Raw genomic sequence first — 17,007 nt, 5'->3', positions numbered from 1 at the left:
GCTGGTTCACCGGTTTTTACCTTTCCTTACTTTCGTTTATTTTCCGTTTCTCTGGAGACTTCACTCATGGCACTGCGTCTTGGCGATACCGCACCGGACTTCGAGCAAGAATCGAGCGAGGGCCGCATCCGCTTTCATGAATGGCTCGGCGAAGGCTGGGGTGTCCTGTTCTCGCACCCGGCCGACTACACCCCCGTTTGCACGACGGAACTGGGCCTGACCGCCAAGCTGAAGGAAGAGTTCGCCAGGCGCAACGTGAAGGCCATCGCCCTGTCCGTGGACAGCGTGGAGTCGCACAAGGGCTGGATCCAGGATATCAACGACACCCAGTCGACCTCGGTCAATTTCCCGATCCTGGCGGACAGCGACCGCAAGGTGTCCGAGCTCTACGACATGATCCATCCGAATGCGAATGAGACGCTGACCGTGCGCTCGCTGTTCGTGATCGACCCGAAGAAGAAGGTGCGCCTGATCATTACCTATCCTGCAAGCACAGGTAGAAATTTCAATGAAATCCTGCGCGTCATCGATTCGCTGCAACTGACCGATCACCACAGCGTGGCCACGCCGGGCAACTGGCAGGATGGCGACGACGTGGTCATCGTGCCGTCGCTGAAGGACGAAGAGGTGATCCGCCAGAAATTCCCGAAGGGCTACAAGGCGGTGCGTCCGTACCTGCGCCTGACGCCGCAACCGAACAAGTAAGAAAAAGCCGGGCGCGGGGGTGGGTCCCCGGCCCGGCTCGGTATTGCTTTGCCGATGTCGTAAAACGGCGGGGTCGTGCCCGTCGTCTCCTTGGTAGTGTGCTTCAGCCCGGCTTTCCAGCCGGGCTTTTTTACGTCCGGACGCTCAGAAGAATGCCTGCAGGCCGGTCTGGGCGCGGCCCAGGATCAGCGCGTGGATGTCGTGCGTGCCTTCGTACGTGTTCACCACTTCCAGATTCACCACGTGGCGGATCACGCCGAATTCGTCCGAAATGCCATTGCCGCCCAGCATGTCGCGCGCCACGCGGGCGATGTCCAGCGACTTGCCGCACGAATTGCGCTTCATGATCGAGGTGATTTCCACCGCGGCGGTGCCTTCGTCCTTCATGCGGCCCAGGCGCAGGCAGCCCTGCAGGCCCAGCGTGATCTCGGTCTGCATGTCGGCGAGCTTCTTCTGTACCAGCTGCGTCTGTGCCAGCGGACGGCCGAACTGCTTGCGGTCCAGCGTGTACTGGCGCGCGGTGTGCCAGCAGAACTCGGCGGCGCCCAGCGCGCCCCAGGCGATGCCGTAACGGGCCGAGTTCAGGCAGGTGAACGGACCCTTCAGGCCCTTCACGCCCGGCATGATGTTCTCTTCGGGCACGAAAACCTGGTCCAGCACGATTTCGCCGGTGATCGACGTGCGCAGGCCCACCTTGCCGTGGATGGCCGGGGCGCTCAGGCCCTTCCAGCCCTTCTCCAGGATGAAGCCGCGGATGTCTTCCTTGCCGTCTTCACCAGCCAGCTTGGCCCACACCACAAAGACATCGGCGATCGGCGAGTTCGTGATCCACATCTTGGCGCCGCTCAGCTCGTAGCCGCCGTCCACCTTTTTGGCGCGCGTGACCATCGAGCCCGGGTCCGAGCCGTGGTTCGGTTCGGTCAGGCCGAAGCAGCCGATCCATTCGCCGGTGGCCAGCTTGGGCAGGTACTTCTGCTTCTGCGCCTCGCTGCCGAATTCGTAGATCGGCACCATGACCAGCGACGACTGCACGCTCATCATCGAGCGATAGCCCGAATCCACACGCTCCACCTCCCGCGCGATCAGGCCGTAGCTGACGTAGTTCAGGCCCGGGCCGCCGTACTGTTCGGGGATGGTCGGGCCGAGCAGGCCCAGTTCGCCCATCTCGCGGAAGATCTCCACGTCGGTCTTCTCGTTGCGGAACGACTGCAGCACGCGCGGCATGAGCTTGTCCTGGCAATAGGCCGCCGAAGCGTCACGGATCATGCGCTCGTCGTCGGTCAGTTGCTGGTCCAGCAGCAGGGGGTCGGCCCAGTGGAATTCGGCGTTGGCAGCCATGGAGGTCTCCTTCTTTGGTGGCGCGGTGAAGGCAGTGCCGCCTTCATTCGATCCGGTCGATCAAAAAGTTTTGGTTCCGCATTGCGGAACCTTGTTCCGATGAGCTAGTATAGCTGAACCGATTCGCGCTGCAACAGGGGGAAATCCGGCCCCCGGTGATTAGCGTTCGGCAATCGACCACTTCCACAGGAGCTGTCTCTTGACCCCATCCACTGTCGCGGCCGCCGAGCCGGTCCAGAAGGAACGCGAGAGCGACCCCAATTTCGTGACGGCGCTGGCGCGCGGGCTGGAGCTGCTGCGCTGCTTCCGCACCGGCGAGGCGATGCTGGGCAACCAGGATTTCGTGCGCCGTACCGGGTTTCCGAAGGCAACCGTGAGCCGGCTGGCCGGCACGCTGGTGCAGCTGGGCTACCTGCGCTACGACGACAGCCTGGGCAAGTACGCGCTCGATGCCGGCGTGCTGGCGCTGGGGTTTTCCTACCTCGCGGCGTCCGACGTGGTGACGCTGGCGCGGCCGCACATGCTGGCCTTCGCGCAGTCGTATGGCGTGTCGGTGTCGCTGGGCAAGCGCGAGCGCATGGAAGTCATCTACATGGAATCGATCCGGAACGATGCCGGCGTGATGCTGGGTCTGGGGGTGGGCTCGCGCCTGTCGCTGGTGTCGAGTTCGATGGGGCGGGCCTACCTGGCCGCGCTGCCGGCGGCGCGGCGCGACAAGGTGCTGGCCGAATTTGCCCAGACGTATCCGGAACAATGGAAGCAGCAGGAGGCCCCGATGCGCGCCGCGCTGGCGCAGGCCGAGCGCGACGGCTATGCCGCGTCCTTCCGCGACTGGCACCCGGCCATTCACGCCTGCGCGGTGGCGTTCAAGCCGGTGGGTGAGAAGGATCTGCACATGCTGAGCTGCAGTGCGTCCTACGGGGCCGTCAGCGAAGAGACATTCCACGAGAAGCTGGCGCCCGCGCTGCAGGCGCTGGGGGCAAGGCTGTCCGATCCGGCAGGGCGGTAGGGCAGGCGTCGCTCCGCGCTCCCGCCTTGCGGCTGCGCGGCGCCTGATACCGCCGGATCAGAGATCCGTCCGCAGCTTCCACAGTTCGGGGAACAGCACCACATCGAGCATCCGGCGCAGGTAGCTGACGCCTTCGGTGCCGCCGGTGCCGCGCTTGAAGCCGATCACGCGCTCCACCGTGGTCACATGGCGGAATCGCCATTGGCGGAAGGCATCCTCCAGGTCGACGAACTTTTCGCCCAGTTCGTAGAGTTCCCAATGCGCCGACGGGTTGCGATACACCTCCAGCCAGGCCGCCTCCACCGACGCGTTGTACTGCGTCGGCTGGGTCCAGTCGCGTTCCACCACGTCGGCGTCGATCCGGAACCCGCGCCGCGCCATCAGCCGGATCGCCTCGTCGTACATCGATGGCGTATGCAGCGCCGTTTCCACCAGTTCCAGATGTTCGGCCCGGTGCGCGTGGGGCCGCAGCATGGCCGCGTTCTTGTTACCGAGGATGAACTCGATCTCGCGATACTGGTACGACTGGAACCCGGACGATGCGCCCAGGTACGGGCGCATGGCCGAGTATTCGGGCGGCGTCATGGTGGCCAGCACGTTCCAGGCCTGCACCAGCTGGTCCATGATGCGCGATACGCGCGCGAGCATCTTGAACGCCGGACGCAGCTGGTCGGTCTTCACCCCATCGCGTGCGGCGCGCAGTTCGTGCAGCATCAGCTTCATCCACAGCTCGGTGGTCTGGTGCTGGACGATGAACAGCATCTCGTTGTGGTCCGGCGACAGCGGGTGCTGCGCGCTCAGGATCTGATCCAGGCCCAGATAGTCGCCGTAGCTCATGTCGCGGGCGAAGTCCATCTGCGCGCCATGCCAGCCATCCTCGCCGGCCGCATCGGCCGGCTGGCTGCCGTGCCCCATCGGGCATCCCTTGAATTCGCTCATGATGCGCTCCGTTCAGGTCACCGCCGTGCGCACCGCAAAGCGGGCGTCGCGATAGGCGCCGCTGTCTAGCACATCCCGCATGATTTCCACGGCATCCCAGACTTCGGTGAAGGTCGTGTACAGGGGCGTGAAGCCGAAGCGGGCAATGCCGGGTTCGCGATAGTCGCCAATCACGCCACGCTCGATCAGCGCGGCCACCAGCGCGTAGCCGTCCGGATGCGCAAAGCTCACCTGGCTGCCGCGCCGGGCATGCGCGCGCGGCGTGACCAGCGTCAGCGGGTGCTTGGCGCATCGTGATTCGACGAGTTCGATAAACAGGTCGGTCAGCTTGAGCGACTTCGCGCGCAGCGCGCTCATGCTGGTCTGGGCGAAGATGTCCAGGCCGCATTCGACCATCGCCAGCGACGTGACCGGCTGCGTGCCGCACAGGAAGCGGCCGATGCCCTTGGCGGGCGCGTACTGCGGGGACATCGCGAACGGCGCGCCGTGGCCCCACCAGCCCGACAGCGGCTGCCAGAACTGGTCGCGCAGCGCGGGCGCCACCCAGACGAAGGCCGGCGAACCCGGACCGCCGTTCAGGTACTTGTACGTGCAGCCGATGGCGTAGTCTGCGCGGGCGGCGGTCAGGTCCACCGGCACGGCGCCAGCGGAGTGGGCCAGATCCCACACGGTCAGCGCGCCGCGGGCGTGCGCGAGTTCGGTCAGGCCGGCCATGTCGAGCATCTCGCCGGTCTTGTAGTTCACGTGCGTCAGCATCAGCACGGCCGTATCGGCGCCCACGGCGGCGTCGATCTCGTCGGGACTGTTGACCAGGCGTACCTCGTAGCCCTGCTGCAGCAGGTCGGCCAGGCCCTGGGCGATATAGAGATCGGTCGGGAAGTTGCTGGCTTCGGACACGATCACGCGGCGCGCCGGATCGCGCTGCTGCTGCACGCGCAGTGCGGCGGCCAGCACCTTGAACAGGTTGATCGACGTGGTGTCGGTCACCACCACCTCGTCGTGGCCCGCGCCGATCAGCGGCGCCAGGCGGTTGCCCAGCCGGCCCGGCAGGTCGAACCAGCCGGCGGTATTCCAGCTGCGGATCAGGCCATCGCCCCATTCGCTGCTGACCACCTCGGCGGCACGCGCCGCGGCGGCGCGCGGGCGGGCGCCCAGCGAGTTGCCATCGAGGTAGATCACGCCGGCAGGCAGGGCAAACTGTTCGCGCAGCGCGCGGAGCGGGTCGTCCCGGTCCAGCGCCTGGCAGCGTTCACGTGTCAGGTTGGTCATGCTTTCAGTGTCCAGAGGGTTCGGGAGGATTCAGAGCGCGCGCAGCACCGCGCGGACCGGGCTCGCATCGAGCGTGGCCAGGCGCAACGGCAGCGCGATGAGTTCGTAGTCGCCGGCCGGCACGTCGTCGAGCACGATGCCTTCGAGAATGGCCAGCCGGTGGTCGCGCACCGCGTGGTGGGCGTCCATCGTCTTCGAGGTTTCGGGGTCCAGCGACGGCGTGTCGATGCCGATCAGCTTCACGCCGTGGCGGGCCAGCAGCGCGATGGTCTCGGGGGCGACAGCGCAGAACGCGGAATCCCACGCCCCCAGCGGCGCCTGCTGGTAGGTCCGCAACAGCACGCGCGGCGGCACGTCAGCCAGAGCGGCTTCGATGTGGTGGGGCTCCACGCGTGGCGCCGCGCCGATGCAGTGGATCACGCGGCAAGGGCCCAGGTAGGCGTCGAGCGGGACGGCGCCGATCGGCGCGCCGTCGGCCGCGTAGTGCAGTGGCGCATCGGCATGGGCGCCGGTGTGCGGCGACATCGTAATACGGCCAACGTTGACCGGACAGTGCTCGTCCAGTTGCCAGGCGGGCTCGTGCCGGAACGGTGTGTCGCCGGGCCAGACCGGCGTGGCGTTCGACACCGGCGGGCTGATATCCCAGATCTGGCGCGTGGCGCGGCTGGGTGCGTTCGTAGGGGCGTTCGGCATGGTGACTTGCAATCTCCGGGGCGCGTTTCTGAAGACGCGGTGCGTGTGGGGATCATAGTCAAAAGCGCCGAGAAGAGGCTTGCGAAATGGTCCGTCGATCGCGCCATCTTTCGCATAAAATTGTGTGAATCGAATAGAAATACGTGGATTCTCCGAAATGACCCTCGATCCGATAGATTTACGCATCCTGACTGCCCTGCAGGAGAACGGTCGCATCAGTAATCAGGACCTGGCCGACCGTGTGGCGTTATCGCCATCTGCCTGCTTGCGCCGCGTGCGTCTGCTGGAAGAAAACGGGGTGATTGGCGGCTACAAGGCGTGGTTCGACGCCGAGCAGCTGGGGCTGGAGATCGAGGCGATCGTGCAGGTGTCGATGCGGCACGACGTGGAAGGCTGGCACGACACGTTCAACGCCGTGGTGCAGACCTGGCCGGAGGTACTGACCGCCTATGTGATCACGGGCGACAGCAACTACATCCTGCGGGTGCAGGCGCGCAACCTGAAGCACTACTCCGATTTCATCGTGAATCGGCTATATCGCACGCCTGGCGTGATGGATATCCGCTCGAACATTGTCCTGCAGCGGATCAAGACGGACGGATCGCCACTGGCGATCCTGAAGGACAGCAAGGACGCCAAGCCGTGACCTACCGCTTGTGCGGCGCGATCTGATCGAGCGGTTCGAGCGGGCACAGCGTGGAAAATTGCGCGCCCTGGAACACCAGCGGCTCGCCGCCGGCGTCAAGAATGCCGCAGCGTTCCACTTCGCCGACGAAGATCACATGGTCGCCCTCGTCATAGCGGCTGCGGTTGTGGCACTCGAACCAGGCCAGCGCATTGGCCAGGATTGGCAGGCCGGTCTCCGACAACCGGTAGTCCACGCCGGCGAAGCGGTCGCCCTTGAGCGTGGCAAACCGCTGGCACAAGTCCAGCTGTGAGGCAGCAAGCACGTTGATGATGTAGTGCGAGCCATCGCGGAACATCGGCAGGCTGTTGGCGCGCGTGGCCATGCTCCACAGCACCAGGGGCGGATCGAGCGAGACGGAGTTGAACGAGCTGGCCGTGATGCCGACGAACGGCACGTCGTTGGCGTGCGAGTGGCCAGCGGCGCGCGTGGTGATGACCGTCACACCTGTGGCGAACTGCGACAGCGCGCGCTTGAAGTGGCCGCTGTCAAAGTCGGGGGCGGCGGCCTTGCGGCGCTGGGGGGCGGGGGCGGCGGCCTCGGGCATGCCCATGTCTCGGGCTCCACACATATCCATGATCTTCATATCGGGATGGCCGGCGCGCATTCAACACGCCAAACGTAATCCTGGGGGGCGGCAATTTCAGTGGCCTGGCGCACACATTTGGCGGGCCGAAGCGGTCTGGCGGGCGCTTTGGGGTGACGCGCAGCCCAATCACGTGCGCCAACGGGCGCCAGTACCAGTGCGATTGTAGCGGACTCCGGACATTGCACTCTGAGGTGGTCCCTGCGTTACATCGGACAGTCTCTGTGCCAGCCGGATTGCACTTGTTTCATTTTTCACGGCAGTGCGCGGCGCCATTGCTTATGCTGGAAATCGATGCCGCCAGAGCCGGCGTGGTATCGGAACCCCCTGAAGGCGGGAAAGGGAGCGCGCAGATGGATCACGAACTTGAGATTGCCACGCTCGGTGGCGGGTGTTTCTGGTGCCTGGAAGCGGTGTTCCAGCAGGTGGATGGCGTGCGTGCCGTGGAGTCGGGCTACACCGGCGGCCATGTCCACAATCCCACCTATCGCCAGGTATGCGAGGGCGACACGGGCCACGCCGAAGTGGTGCGCGTGACCTTCGATCCGGCCACGATCACTTTCCGCGAAATCCTGGAGATCTTCTTCTCGATCCATGATCCGACGCAGCTCAATCGGCAGGGCAACGACGTGGGCCCGCAGTACCGCTCGATCATCTTCACCCATTCCGAGGCCCAGCGCGCCGTGGCCGAGTATGTCATGGGCGAACTGGTCGTCAACAAGGTGTTCGACGCGCCGATCGTGACGCAGCTCGAACCCGAGCAGCCGTACTGGCGCGCCGAGATGAGTCATCAGAACTACTATCAGGAGCATCCCGCGCAGGGCTACTGCGCGTTCGTGATCACGCCCAAGCTGGCCCAGTTACGGCGCGATTTTTCACATCGGATGCGCCGCTAGGCCGGCAAGGCCGCGTTTTCCAGCCGATCGGCAATGGCCGCGGCCAGCCGGGCAATGCTCTGCGGTGCGCAGCCTTCGGCATTGTTGCTGACGATGACATAGGCCGGCTGGCCGGCGCGCAGCGTGCCCGCCACCACGTCGGCAATGGCGTCGCGCGTCGCGTCGTCGGGGTCCACGAGCTTGTCGAATGGCATGTAGGCCTTTTCGGCCATCGCATACGAGCGGCCCTCGCGCAGCATCCAGCGCAGCACCAGCGGGCCGGGGGCGCCGTCGTCCATCAGCGTCTGCGCGTGGGCCTGGCGCGATACCGGCGGCAGGCGGTCGCGCGCGGCCAGGCAGAAGCGCACGCCGCGTTCACGCAGCAGGCGGATATAGCGCGGCGTCAGCAGCGCCGGATCGCGCATTTCCACGGCATAGCAGGCGTGCGGGGTCAGGCTGGGGTCCAGCGGCGGCATCGCGGCCAGGAAGGCGTCGAGCCGCGCGAAGAAAGCCGGGCCGTCGTCGGCCACGCTTTGCAGCGGCGACAACTGGAACAGCAGCGGTCCGCAGCGTTGGCCAAGACCAGCCGTGGCCGGCACGATGAAATCGCGGATCGCGATCCCGGCGTCCAGGAACGCCGCGTTGGCCAGGCGCCCGGCGCCATCGGGGCCGCGCAGCCAGGCATCGCAGACACTGGCCGGGGCCTTGACCAGGAAGCGGAAATCTTCCGGCACCTGCGATGCGTAGCCCAGGTAGTCGGCCAGCGGAATCGGACCATAGAAGCCACGGTCAATGCCCGCCGCGCGCAGCAGCGGATGCTGGCCGCAGGCGCGCAGCCCCTTGCGGGACAGCAGGCTTTCCGTGTACTGGCCGTCGTACACCATGCCGTGCCAGCCGGGGTACGACCACGAAGAGGTGCCGAAATACAGGTTGGGCGGCAGCCGGCCGGCAAGCGCGGTCAGCGCGGCATCGGGCGTCCAGGGCTGGACGATCTTGCCAACGGGGGTCTTCCTTGCGGGAGTGCCGGCCGCGGCGGGCCGGGGCGAGGCGTCCGGCGATGCCGGGGCATCGCCGAACAGGTCGAGGTTGTCAGTCAAGCGTCAGACGGTATTGCCAATCGGAGACGCGTAAATATAGCGCCGCGAGACCGGGAACGTGTCGGCGGGGCGATTCGCCTTCTGACACACCACCTGGTGCAGCGACATGATGCTGTTGGTGAACGCGTGCTCGCAGCCGGCCAGGTAGACCCGCCAGATGCGGTACTTCTTCTCGCCCACCATGGCCCGGATCGCGTCGGCGTTGGTCTCGAAGTTGTCGGCCCAGTGCCGCAGCGTCTGGGCGTAGTGCCGGCGCAGCAATTCCACGTCGAACGCCTCCAGCCCGCCCTTGGCCATGGTATTGAGCACCATGCTGATGTGCGGCAGTTCGCCCTGCGGGAACACATAGCGGTCCATGAAGCCCGAGCCGTCGAGCGGCACCGCGCCGCTGTCGGGGTCGGTGGCCGTGATGCCATGGTTCATTGCCACACCATCGTCCTTGAGCAGGTCGCGCATGCGGCTGAAGTAGCCGATCAGGTTGTCCTTGCCCACGTGCTCGAACATGCCGACGCTGGTGATGCGGTCGAACTGGCCCTGGATGTCGCGATAGTCCTGCAGCCGGATCTCGATGCGGTCCTGCAGCCCGGCGGCCTTCACCCGCTCGGTGGCCAGGTCGAACTGGTTCTGCGACAGCGTGATGCCCACGCAGCGCGCACCGTACTTCTGCGCGGCGCGGATCACCAGTGCGCCCCAGCCGCAGCCGATGTCGAGAAGCGTCTGGCCCGGCTGCACGCGGATCTTGGTCAGGATATGGTCGATCTTCTTGAGCTGCGCGGTGGCCAGGTCTTCGGTGCCTTCCTCGAAATACGCGCACGAGTACACCATGCGCGGATCGAGCCAGAGCTGGTAGAACGCGTTGGAAACGTCGTAGTGATACTGGATCGCCGCCTTGTCCTCGGAGCGGCTGTGCGTGAAGTGCTGCGCCACGCGGGCCAGGGCGCCTCCTGCACTGCGCGCGGCGGCTGCCGACAGGCCGTAGGCCATCTTGATGATGTCGGCCAGGCGGCCGTCGAGGTCGATCTTTTCCTGGACATATGCCTCGCCGAGGTTGTCCAGGCTTGGCGTGAGCAGCAGGGGCAGCGCCGAGGCCTCGCGTACGGTCAGCGTGACCTCGGGTTGGTCGAAGTTGCCCAGCTGGTATTCGCTGCCATTCCACAGACGTAGCCTGACAGGCAGGTTGGCGTGCTCGCGCACGTCGGAAATCCAGCTATCCAGCTGCTTGTCGATTGCTTGCTTGAAGAACATGCGGCTTTCTCCCGATTGGTTGATGATCCCTCTCGAAATGAAATGCCCCGTGGTCGGCTGCGCAGACTGCGTGGTGTCACGCAGCACTGGCCCTGGGGGCGCACCGATGCATGGCCGGTGCGGCAACCCAACAACTTTACGCCAATTCGCCGAATTGTGCAGTGTGGGGCGCCGCGGTCAGCGCCTGTCAGTACAAGCAGACATTGACGATGCAGCGATCGCGCGCCCCGTGCCGCGATTTTCCCGCGGCCCCAGCGTCAGGGCGACAGCCGGACGATCTGCCAGCTGCCGTCGGCCTGTTGCCGGAATGCGATACGGTCGTGCAGCCGCGACGGCCGGCCCTGCCAGAATTCGATCCACGTGGGCCGCAGGCGGTACCCGCCCCAGTGCGGCGGACGCGGCGGGTTGTCGCCGAACTTGCTGCGGAAGTCGGCTTCGCGTGCTTCCAGCACGTCGCGGCCGGCCACCTCGCGGCTTTGCTCGGAGGCCCAGGCGCCCAGGCGAGATCCGAGCGGACGCGACGCGTAGTAGGCGTCGCTCTCGGCATCGTCCACCTTTTCGACGACGCCTTCGACGCGCACCTGGCGTTCGAGTTGCACCCAGTGGAATAGCAGCGCCGCGCGCGGGTTGGCTTCCAGATCCAGGCCCTTGCGGCTTTCGTAGTTGGTGAAGAACGTGAAACCGTTGGCGTCCATGCCTTTGAGCAGCACGATGCGCGCCGACGGCTGGCCGTCGGCACCTACCGTGGCCAGCGTCATCGCGTTGGGTTCGGGCAGCTTGGCCTGCATGGCCTCGTCGAACCAGTTCTGGAACTGGCGGATCGGGTCGCCTGCCACATCGGTTTCGGAAAGGGCGCTCAGCATGTAGTTGCGGCGCAGATCAGCGAGTTGGGTCATATCGCATATCGAAGAGTCGGTCCGCACGGAGAACCATGCGGACGAGGATGCTTCGAGTATAGCGAATGCGCCGCACACCGCATTTGCGCCATGGCAAGGCGGACTCGCTGTTTTACGAATCTGCAGGTTGCTAGTCCGACAGTTTCGGTGCGGCGATCTTTTGCGTCTGGCGGCGCGAATAGTAATTGGCCATGCCCATCGCGCCGGCCATCGACAGGAAGATCGGCAGCATGCCCAGCGCCGTGCCCACCACACCGAACGTGAGCGGCCACACCACCTGGCTGGTATTGAGCACGGCCGAGCGCAGCCCCAGCGCCTCGCCGGCCCGGCCCGAGGGCGAGGCCGTATGCAGGATGTTCATGACGTTGGGCTGGGCACTGCCCAGCGCCAGGCCAAGCACGAACGCCAGGGCGCACATGAGCCAGAAGTGCGAGACGAACGGATAGACCAGATAGGCCAGCGCACCCACCAGCAGCGCCAGGCGGATGATCTTCCATTCCGAGAAATGGCGGGACACCATCGGCATGGCAATCCGGATGGCCAGCGTGGCGATCGAGAACGCCCCGAGCACCCAGCCGATCATCGACGGCGACAGGCCGATATGCGTGCCCTGGATCGGGATCAGGAACGCGTGCAGGTCCCACGCGGCGGACAGCACCGCGCTGGCGACGAACACGGCGCGCAGTTCGGGGTGGTGAAGCAGGTCCAGCGTGGAGCGGCGCGAGCCGTCCTCGATGGCGATGCGTCCCGCGTTGCCCCCGGTGGCCGGCAGGCGCGGCCGCACATACTGCAGCCCGGCCTGGCCCAGCAGCGCCACGCCCACCAGGATGCAGAACGCGGTGCGAAAGCCCGCGTGTTCGATCGTATAGCCCATGGCCACCGGCCCGAGCGTGCCCGAGATCGACAGCCCCAGCGCATGCCACGTGTAGTTGCGCAGCCGGGTCTCGTTGGTCGATACCTGCCCGATCAGCAGTTGCATGGCCACCTGGACCAGCATGAAGCCCACCCCGATCAGTGCGCACGCCGCGTACAGCGACGCAATCTCGTGCCAGACGGCCGGCAGCAGCGTACCGGCCACCACCATCAGCGACCCGGCGGTCATCGGCAGGCGCGGCCCGATCTGGTCGATGCGCTTGCCGGCGCGAATCGCCAGGAACATCGGCAGCAGCGCATAGAGCGACATCAGGATGCCAAGCGTGACCGTGGACGCCTTGAGCGAGATGGCAAATAGGGAAACGACGACACGACTGGCGTTGAACGCCACGTGATTGCACACCGTCAGCGCGATCAGCCAGCTGATCGGGGGAACGGCGGCATGAGGCAACGTCATGGCAGGGGGTGCGCGGGGGCGGCGAAGGTGGTTCGCGCCGCCGGCAAGGGTCTCCGATCCGGACGATAAGACGCGCGAAAAAGAAAATCAGTGCGGCCGGAGCCGCACCTACAAGGCATCGCTGGCCAGACTGGAACCCGGCGAGCGAAGGCGTTGCGTGTCGTTGTTCATTAATTGCTTGCTTAATCAACGACCAGCCGATTATGCGACTGCCAGTGCGGTCTGCACAACAACGGTGTGGGAGGGCGTGCCAAATCCGCAACACATTTGGTGCAGCTGTGTTGCGGATTCGCCAACCTTGTCAGTGTGTGATGGCGGTGCGCAGGCAAGCCGCCGTTAGCTAGCCGCCCTGATAGAGCTGCTTGTCATTGTCCGGTCGCGACGGTTGCTGCACGGTGGCGCCAGGCATGCGTGGCTTGGTCGGCGGCGGGGCCGGCTCGCCGCGGGCGGCGTCCGACTTCGTCGGCGATTCGGGGATAGGGGGGCCGGCCTGCTGCTGGCCCTTGGGCGCGGCTGGCCCCTGATAGGTCTTGCCCGGCGGCGGAGCGGTAGGCCGCTTCTTGAGTTCCGCCAGCAGCCGGGCGCACTCGCTTTCGTCGCCGCCGCCCGAAATGTCGAGCAGCGGCACCACCATGGCCACGGGCGCGGTCAGCGCCAGTGCCAGCGCGCCGCCGGCACGCAGCGCGAGGATGGCGATATTCGGGCTGACCGACGGATTCTTGAACGTACCGCCCACATACAGCGGCGAGCGCAGCGAGATGACGCGCAGCCCCTTGGAGTCGGGATGGATCGTCAGCGCCAGCCGCTCGTCCTTGAAATCGACCGCGCCCTCGGTGGTGATGATGGCGTCCTGCGTATCGAGCACGAAGGTCTGGGCCCGGGCAATGCCGTTCTGGAAGCCAAACGCGCTGACGCCGCAGTTGATCTGCACCGGCTTGTCGCCGAACAGCTTCGAGATCACCACGCTGCCCACGTTCAGGCCGATGGCTTCGAGGATGAACTTGCTGACGGTGCCGTTTTCCACCAGCAGCTTGGCCTCGCCGTTCGACGAACCCATCAGCGCGGCCACCGAATTGCCCGTGGCCGAAAGCTTGGCGCTGCCGTTGACCTCACCCACGCTGGCGCGGGTACTTTCCACCTTCGGGAACAGCTGCTTGATCTTCAGGTGCCGCGCGGTCATGTCGACCTTCGCGCCCATCGGCTCGCGCTTGCCATCGAGTTCGACCGTCGATACCAGGTTGCCGCCGGCCACGCCGAAGTTGAGCGGGTCGAGCCGCAGCACGCCGTCGGTCAGCTTCAGGTGCGTGGTCAGGTCGGTGATCGGCAGGTCTTCATTGCGGACGATGCGCTTGCCGGTGAACTTCACGTCCGCATCGATCTCGTCCCAGCGTTCGGTGCGGAACGGCGCCACCGGCAGCTTTTTGTCCGCCGGCTGCTTCACGGGGCTGTCCTTGGCCAGCTGGCCCGGCTTGGCGCCGCCGCCGATCAGCGGTGCCAGGTCGTCGAACAGCAACTGCTTCGACACCAGTTCGCCCGACAGCAGCGGGCGGGGCGAATGCTGCGCGAACGTCAGCGTGCCGCCCAGGTCGCTGCTGCCCACCTTGCCGGTGAAGTCGCGGTAGGTGTAGGCCGAGGCCCCCTTCTTGAGCGTGGCCACCAGGCGGCCGCGCGTTTCATACGGCGGGGTCGATGGCAGTACGATGCCGGTCAGGTTATAGAGCGATGCCAGGCTGTCGCCGGCCAGCGTCAGGTTGACGTCGAGCGCGCCGAGGTGGGCCGGGTTCGTTACCGTGCCTTCCATCGTGGCGCGGGTGGCGCCCACGCGCACATCGGCCTGTACCGGATAAGGGGTGTCCACGTCACGCAGGCTCAGCACGGTGCCTGCCTTGCCGGTGGCGTTGATGGTGGCCTTGTTGTAGTGGCCCACGGCTTTCCAGCGGATGCCGTAGCGGTCGTCATTGCCGGTCTTGCCGGCCTTGCCGCCCTTGTTGTCGTTGGCCTTGGCTTCGGGCGTGGAGGCGGCGGAGCCTTGCGACGCCGCCACGGCGGACGCATCGGACGGCATCAGCGCGCCGTCGCGGGCCTTGTCGTAGATCGCCTGGTCGCCAATCGTATCCAGCGTGGCCTGCAGCTGGATCTTCTCGGCCGCGTCGTCCAGCGCCAGGTTGCCGCGCTGGAGGACCACTTCGCCCACATCGAGGTGCCATTTCGACTTGCCCGAGTCGGTCTGCTTGCGCATGTCGAAGGTCCAGTTGTTGCGCTTGTCGGCCAGCCGTTCGAGCCACACGGCGGGGCTGTCGACCACGATGGTCGGCACGTTGATTTCATGGGCCAGCAGCGGCAGCGGGCGCAGCACGAAGATCAGTTCGCGAATCGTGCCCATGTTGGGCGCCTGGGCCCAGTCGGGGTTGCCGATGGAAATGTCCTTGGCCGACAGCCGTGGCCACGGCACGAGCGTACGCCAGCCGGTCTCGCCCTGGCCACGTTTCCAGGTGACGGTCAGATCGCCATTGATGGCGAAGGGGCGCCCGATCGACTCCGTGACCTTGTCGTTGAGCCACGGCTTGAGCCGGTTCCAGTCGAAGGTCAGGATGATGACGACAAGGATCGCGATCAGCGCCAACGGCGTGAACACGCTCCATAAAACGATCTTGTGGCGACGCGAGGCGGGCATAAGGGGTGGACTCCGGTAGCAGCCGTGCGGCGGATCAACCACTGCACAGGTAATTGTAGGGAGCCCCATCGCTCCCGGTTGTCGGCCTCAGGCTGACATTGCGGTCGTCGGGACGCCTATTCGTTGTGCATTCGTCGGCCGCAGGAATTCCCGCCGGTGACATAAAATGCCGGCAGATTTGAGAAAGCCACTATGACTATCGCCCCTACGCCCCTGGCGGATCAGGACCTGCCCGCGCCCCTGTCGCACGAAAGCCCGGCCGACGACGACTACCATCGCCGCTTTGGCGGCGTGGCCCGCCTGTACGGCGCGCATGGCCTGGCCCGGCTGGAGGCCGCCAGGGTGTGCGTGATCGGCATCGGCGGGGTGGGCAGCTGGGCGGCCGAGGCGCTGGCGCGCAACGCGGTGGGGCGCATCACGCTGATCGACCTCGATCACATTGCCGCATCGAACACCAACCGTCAGATCCACGCGCTGGGCGACGCTTACGGCCGCGCCAAGGTGGAAGCGATGGCCGAGCGCATCGTGGCGATCAACCCGCGTTGCCGCGTCACGCAGATCGACGATTTCGTGACCGAAGACAATGTGGCGGAACTGCTATCAGGCTTCGACTACGTGATCGACGCCATCGATGCCGTGAAGGTCAAGACCGCCATCCTGGGATGGGCCCGCCGCGAGGGCGTGCGCGTGATCACGTGCGGCGGCGCGGGCGGTCAGCTGGACCCCACGCGTGTGCGCATCGAGGACCTGGCCCGCACGATACAGGACCCGCTGCTGGCCAAGGTGCGCGGCAACCTGCGCCGGCAGTGGGGCTTTCCGCGCGATCCCAAAAAGAAATTCGGCATCGAGGCGGTGTATTCGGACGAGCCGCTGCGCTATCCCGAGCCGGCGCAGCAGGCGTGCGAGATCGACGAAGTGCCGCCGGCCCCGGTGCGCGGCCCGCAAGGGCTGGCCTGCGCGGGATTTGGCTCGTCGGTGGCGGTGACGGCGGTGTTCGGCTTCGTGGCGGCGTCGGCGGTGATCGGGGCGCTGGCAGCCGGCCAGCGCTAGGCGGCCAGCGTCCGCAGCAGGCCGTCCACGGCGGTATCGTCGGGCGCCTGGTTGTCGAAGAAGATCAGTTCGGGATATTCGGCCGGGTCCGGCGAAAACCGCCGGGCGCGATAGGCGTCCCAGTGCGCGAGCTTGTAGGCGTCGTTGGGGTTGGCACGGCGGATGATGCGTGCGTGGGCTTCGTCCTCCGGCAGGTGTACCCACACGATCTGGGTGCGCGTGCCCGCCGGGACGTGCAGCCACTGCGGATCGGTCAGCAGGTGCGCGCGGATTTCGCGCGATAGCGGGCCGATCACGATCACACTGATGCCCAGCGTCAGGTTTTCGCGGGCGGTGTCGAGCAGGCCTTCGTACTCGGGGTCTCGCAGATTGTCCAGATAGGCTGGGCTGTCGCGGTCATTGGGATCGCCGGTGATCGCGCGCATGGCAGCGGCGCTGTAACGCCCGTAGAGCGTGTCCTTGTCGAGCAGGCAGAACGGCTCGCCGGTGGCCTGCATCAGCGGGCCGATCAGCCGATGGGCGAGGGAAGTCTTGCCGGTGCCTGCGTGGCCGCAGAAGAAGATCAGTCGGGGCATGTCGGTGGCTTGCTGGAAATCCGTCACTTGCCGGGGGCGCG

General features: G+C 66.0%; 16 protein-coding genes. 5 read left to right on the top strand and 11 right to left on the bottom strand.

Annotation, left to right across the window (positions count from 1 at the left end; translation table 11 throughout):
* Positions 1 to 66: 66 nt before the first annotated feature.
* A complete protein-coding gene (locus D9X30_RS28205; RefSeq protein ID WP_153945602.1) occupies positions 67 to 705 on the top strand; it encodes a peroxiredoxin in 639 nt (212 codons plus the stop codon).
* Between the two features lie 144 nt (positions 706 to 849).
* Here D9X30_RS28205 and D9X30_RS28200 read toward each other — a convergent pair whose 3' ends face one another.
* Complete coding sequence (locus D9X30_RS28200; RefSeq protein WP_153945601.1) at positions 850 to 2,043, bottom strand: acyl-CoA dehydrogenase; 1,194 nt, start codon at positions 2,041 to 2,043, stop codon at positions 850 to 852.
* A 199-nt stretch (positions 2,044 to 2,242) separates the two neighbouring features.
* Between D9X30_RS28200 and D9X30_RS28195 the strand changes: the two genes are divergently transcribed.
* Positions 2,243 to 3,052, top strand: a complete 810-nt coding sequence (locus tag D9X30_RS28195; protein WP_153945600.1) for an IclR family transcriptional regulator — start codon at positions 2,243 to 2,245, stop codon at positions 3,050 to 3,052.
* A gap of 57 nt (positions 3,053 to 3,109) precedes the next feature.
* On the opposite strand, the gene kynA is transcribed toward D9X30_RS28195, so the two are convergent.
* Genes kynA through kynB form a run of 3 tightly spaced genes read right to left on the bottom strand, consistent with a single transcriptional unit; the run spans position 3,110 to position 5,953 of the window.
* A complete protein-coding gene (kynA, locus tag D9X30_RS28190; protein ID WP_153945599.1) occupies positions 3,110 to 3,991 on the bottom strand; it encodes a tryptophan 2,3-dioxygenase in 882 nt (293 codons plus the stop codon).
* 12 nt (positions 3,992 to 4,003) lie between these two features.
* Positions 4,004 to 5,260, bottom strand: coding sequence for a kynureninase (kynU, locus tag D9X30_RS28185; RefSeq protein ID WP_153945598.1), 1,257 nt, complete (start codon positions 5,258 to 5,260; stop codon positions 4,004 to 4,006).
* A gap of 30 nt (positions 5,261 to 5,290) precedes the next feature.
* Entirely contained in the window at positions 5,291 to 5,953 is a 663-nt protein-coding gene (gene kynB / locus D9X30_RS28180) for an arylformamidase (protein ID WP_153945597.1), read from the bottom strand.
* Between the two features lie 157 nt (positions 5,954 to 6,110).
* Between kynB and D9X30_RS28175 the strand changes: the two genes are divergently transcribed.
* A complete protein-coding gene (locus D9X30_RS28175; RefSeq protein WP_153945596.1) occupies positions 6,111 to 6,599 on the top strand; it encodes an Lrp/AsnC family transcriptional regulator in 489 nt (162 codons plus the stop codon).
* A 1-nt stretch (position 6,600) separates the two neighbouring features.
* Here the strand turns inward: D9X30_RS28175 and D9X30_RS28170 are convergent, their stop codons facing one another.
* Complete coding sequence (locus tag D9X30_RS28170; RefSeq protein ID WP_153945595.1) at positions 6,601 to 7,191, bottom strand: flavin reductase family protein; 591 nt, start codon at positions 7,189 to 7,191, stop codon at positions 6,601 to 6,603.
* Between the two features lie 386 nt (positions 7,192 to 7,577).
* Here D9X30_RS28170 and msrA point away from each other — a divergent pair, with 386 nt between their 5' ends.
* Positions 7,578 to 8,120 carry a peptide-methionine (S)-S-oxide reductase MsrA gene (gene msrA / locus D9X30_RS28165; RefSeq protein WP_153945594.1) on the top strand — a complete coding sequence of 181 codons (543 nt, stop codon included), beginning with the start codon at positions 7,578 to 7,580 and terminating at the stop codon, positions 8,118 to 8,120.
* Here msrA and D9X30_RS28160 read toward each other — a convergent pair.
* The 5 genes from D9X30_RS28160 to D9X30_RS28140 all read right to left on the bottom strand — a co-directional run bounded on the left by D9X30_RS28160 (position 8,117) and on the right by D9X30_RS28140 (position 15,341).
* Complete coding sequence (locus D9X30_RS28160; protein WP_153945593.1) at positions 8,117 to 9,196, bottom strand: DUF72 domain-containing protein; 1,080 nt, start codon at positions 9,194 to 9,196, stop codon at positions 8,117 to 8,119. The genes msrA and D9X30_RS28160 overlap by 4 nt on opposite strands.
* Positions 9,197 to 9,199: 3 nt before the next feature.
* Entirely contained in the window at positions 9,200 to 10,441 is a 1,242-nt protein-coding gene (locus tag D9X30_RS28155; protein ID WP_153945592.1) for a class I SAM-dependent methyltransferase, read from the bottom strand.
* Between the two features lie 257 nt (positions 10,442 to 10,698).
* Entirely contained in the window at positions 10,699 to 11,337 is a 639-nt protein-coding gene (gene pdxH, locus D9X30_RS28150; protein ID WP_153945591.1) for a pyridoxamine 5'-phosphate oxidase, read from the bottom strand.
* Positions 11,338 to 11,467: 130 nt separating this feature from the next.
* Positions 11,468 to 12,667, bottom strand: a complete 1,200-nt coding sequence (locus tag D9X30_RS28145) for an MFS transporter (protein ID WP_153945590.1) — start codon at positions 12,665 to 12,667, stop codon at positions 11,468 to 11,470.
* Positions 12,668 to 13,007: 340 nt separating this feature from the next.
* Complete coding sequence (locus D9X30_RS28140) at positions 13,008 to 15,341, bottom strand: AsmA family protein (RefSeq protein WP_153945589.1); 2,334 nt, start codon at positions 15,339 to 15,341, stop codon at positions 13,008 to 13,010.
* Between the two features lie 192 nt (positions 15,342 to 15,533).
* On the opposite strand from D9X30_RS28140, the gene tcdA reads away from it, so the two are divergent.
* Positions 15,534 to 16,391, top strand: a complete 858-nt coding sequence (tcdA, locus tag D9X30_RS28135) for a tRNA cyclic N6-threonylcarbamoyladenosine(37) synthase TcdA (RefSeq protein ID WP_228770719.1) — start codon at positions 15,534 to 15,536, stop codon at positions 16,389 to 16,391.
* On the opposite strand, the gene D9X30_RS28130 is transcribed toward tcdA, so the two are convergent.
* On the bottom strand, positions 16,388 to 16,966 hold the full coding sequence (locus D9X30_RS28130; RefSeq protein ID WP_153945588.1) for a P-loop nucleotide/nucleoside kinase family protein: 579 nt from the start codon (positions 16,964 to 16,966) through the stop codon (positions 16,388 to 16,390). The genes tcdA and D9X30_RS28130 overlap by 4 nt on opposite strands.
* Positions 16,967 to 17,007 lie beyond the last annotated feature (41 nt).

Origin of the sequence: Cupriavidus sp. U2, assembly GCF_009663685.2 — a bacterium.
Lineage (GTDB): Bacteria > Pseudomonadota > Gammaproteobacteria > Burkholderiales > Burkholderiaceae > Cupriavidus > Cupriavidus necator_C.
Note: the sequence above shows the minus strand (reverse complement) of the source record. Positions and strands in the feature narration are given on the sequence as shown.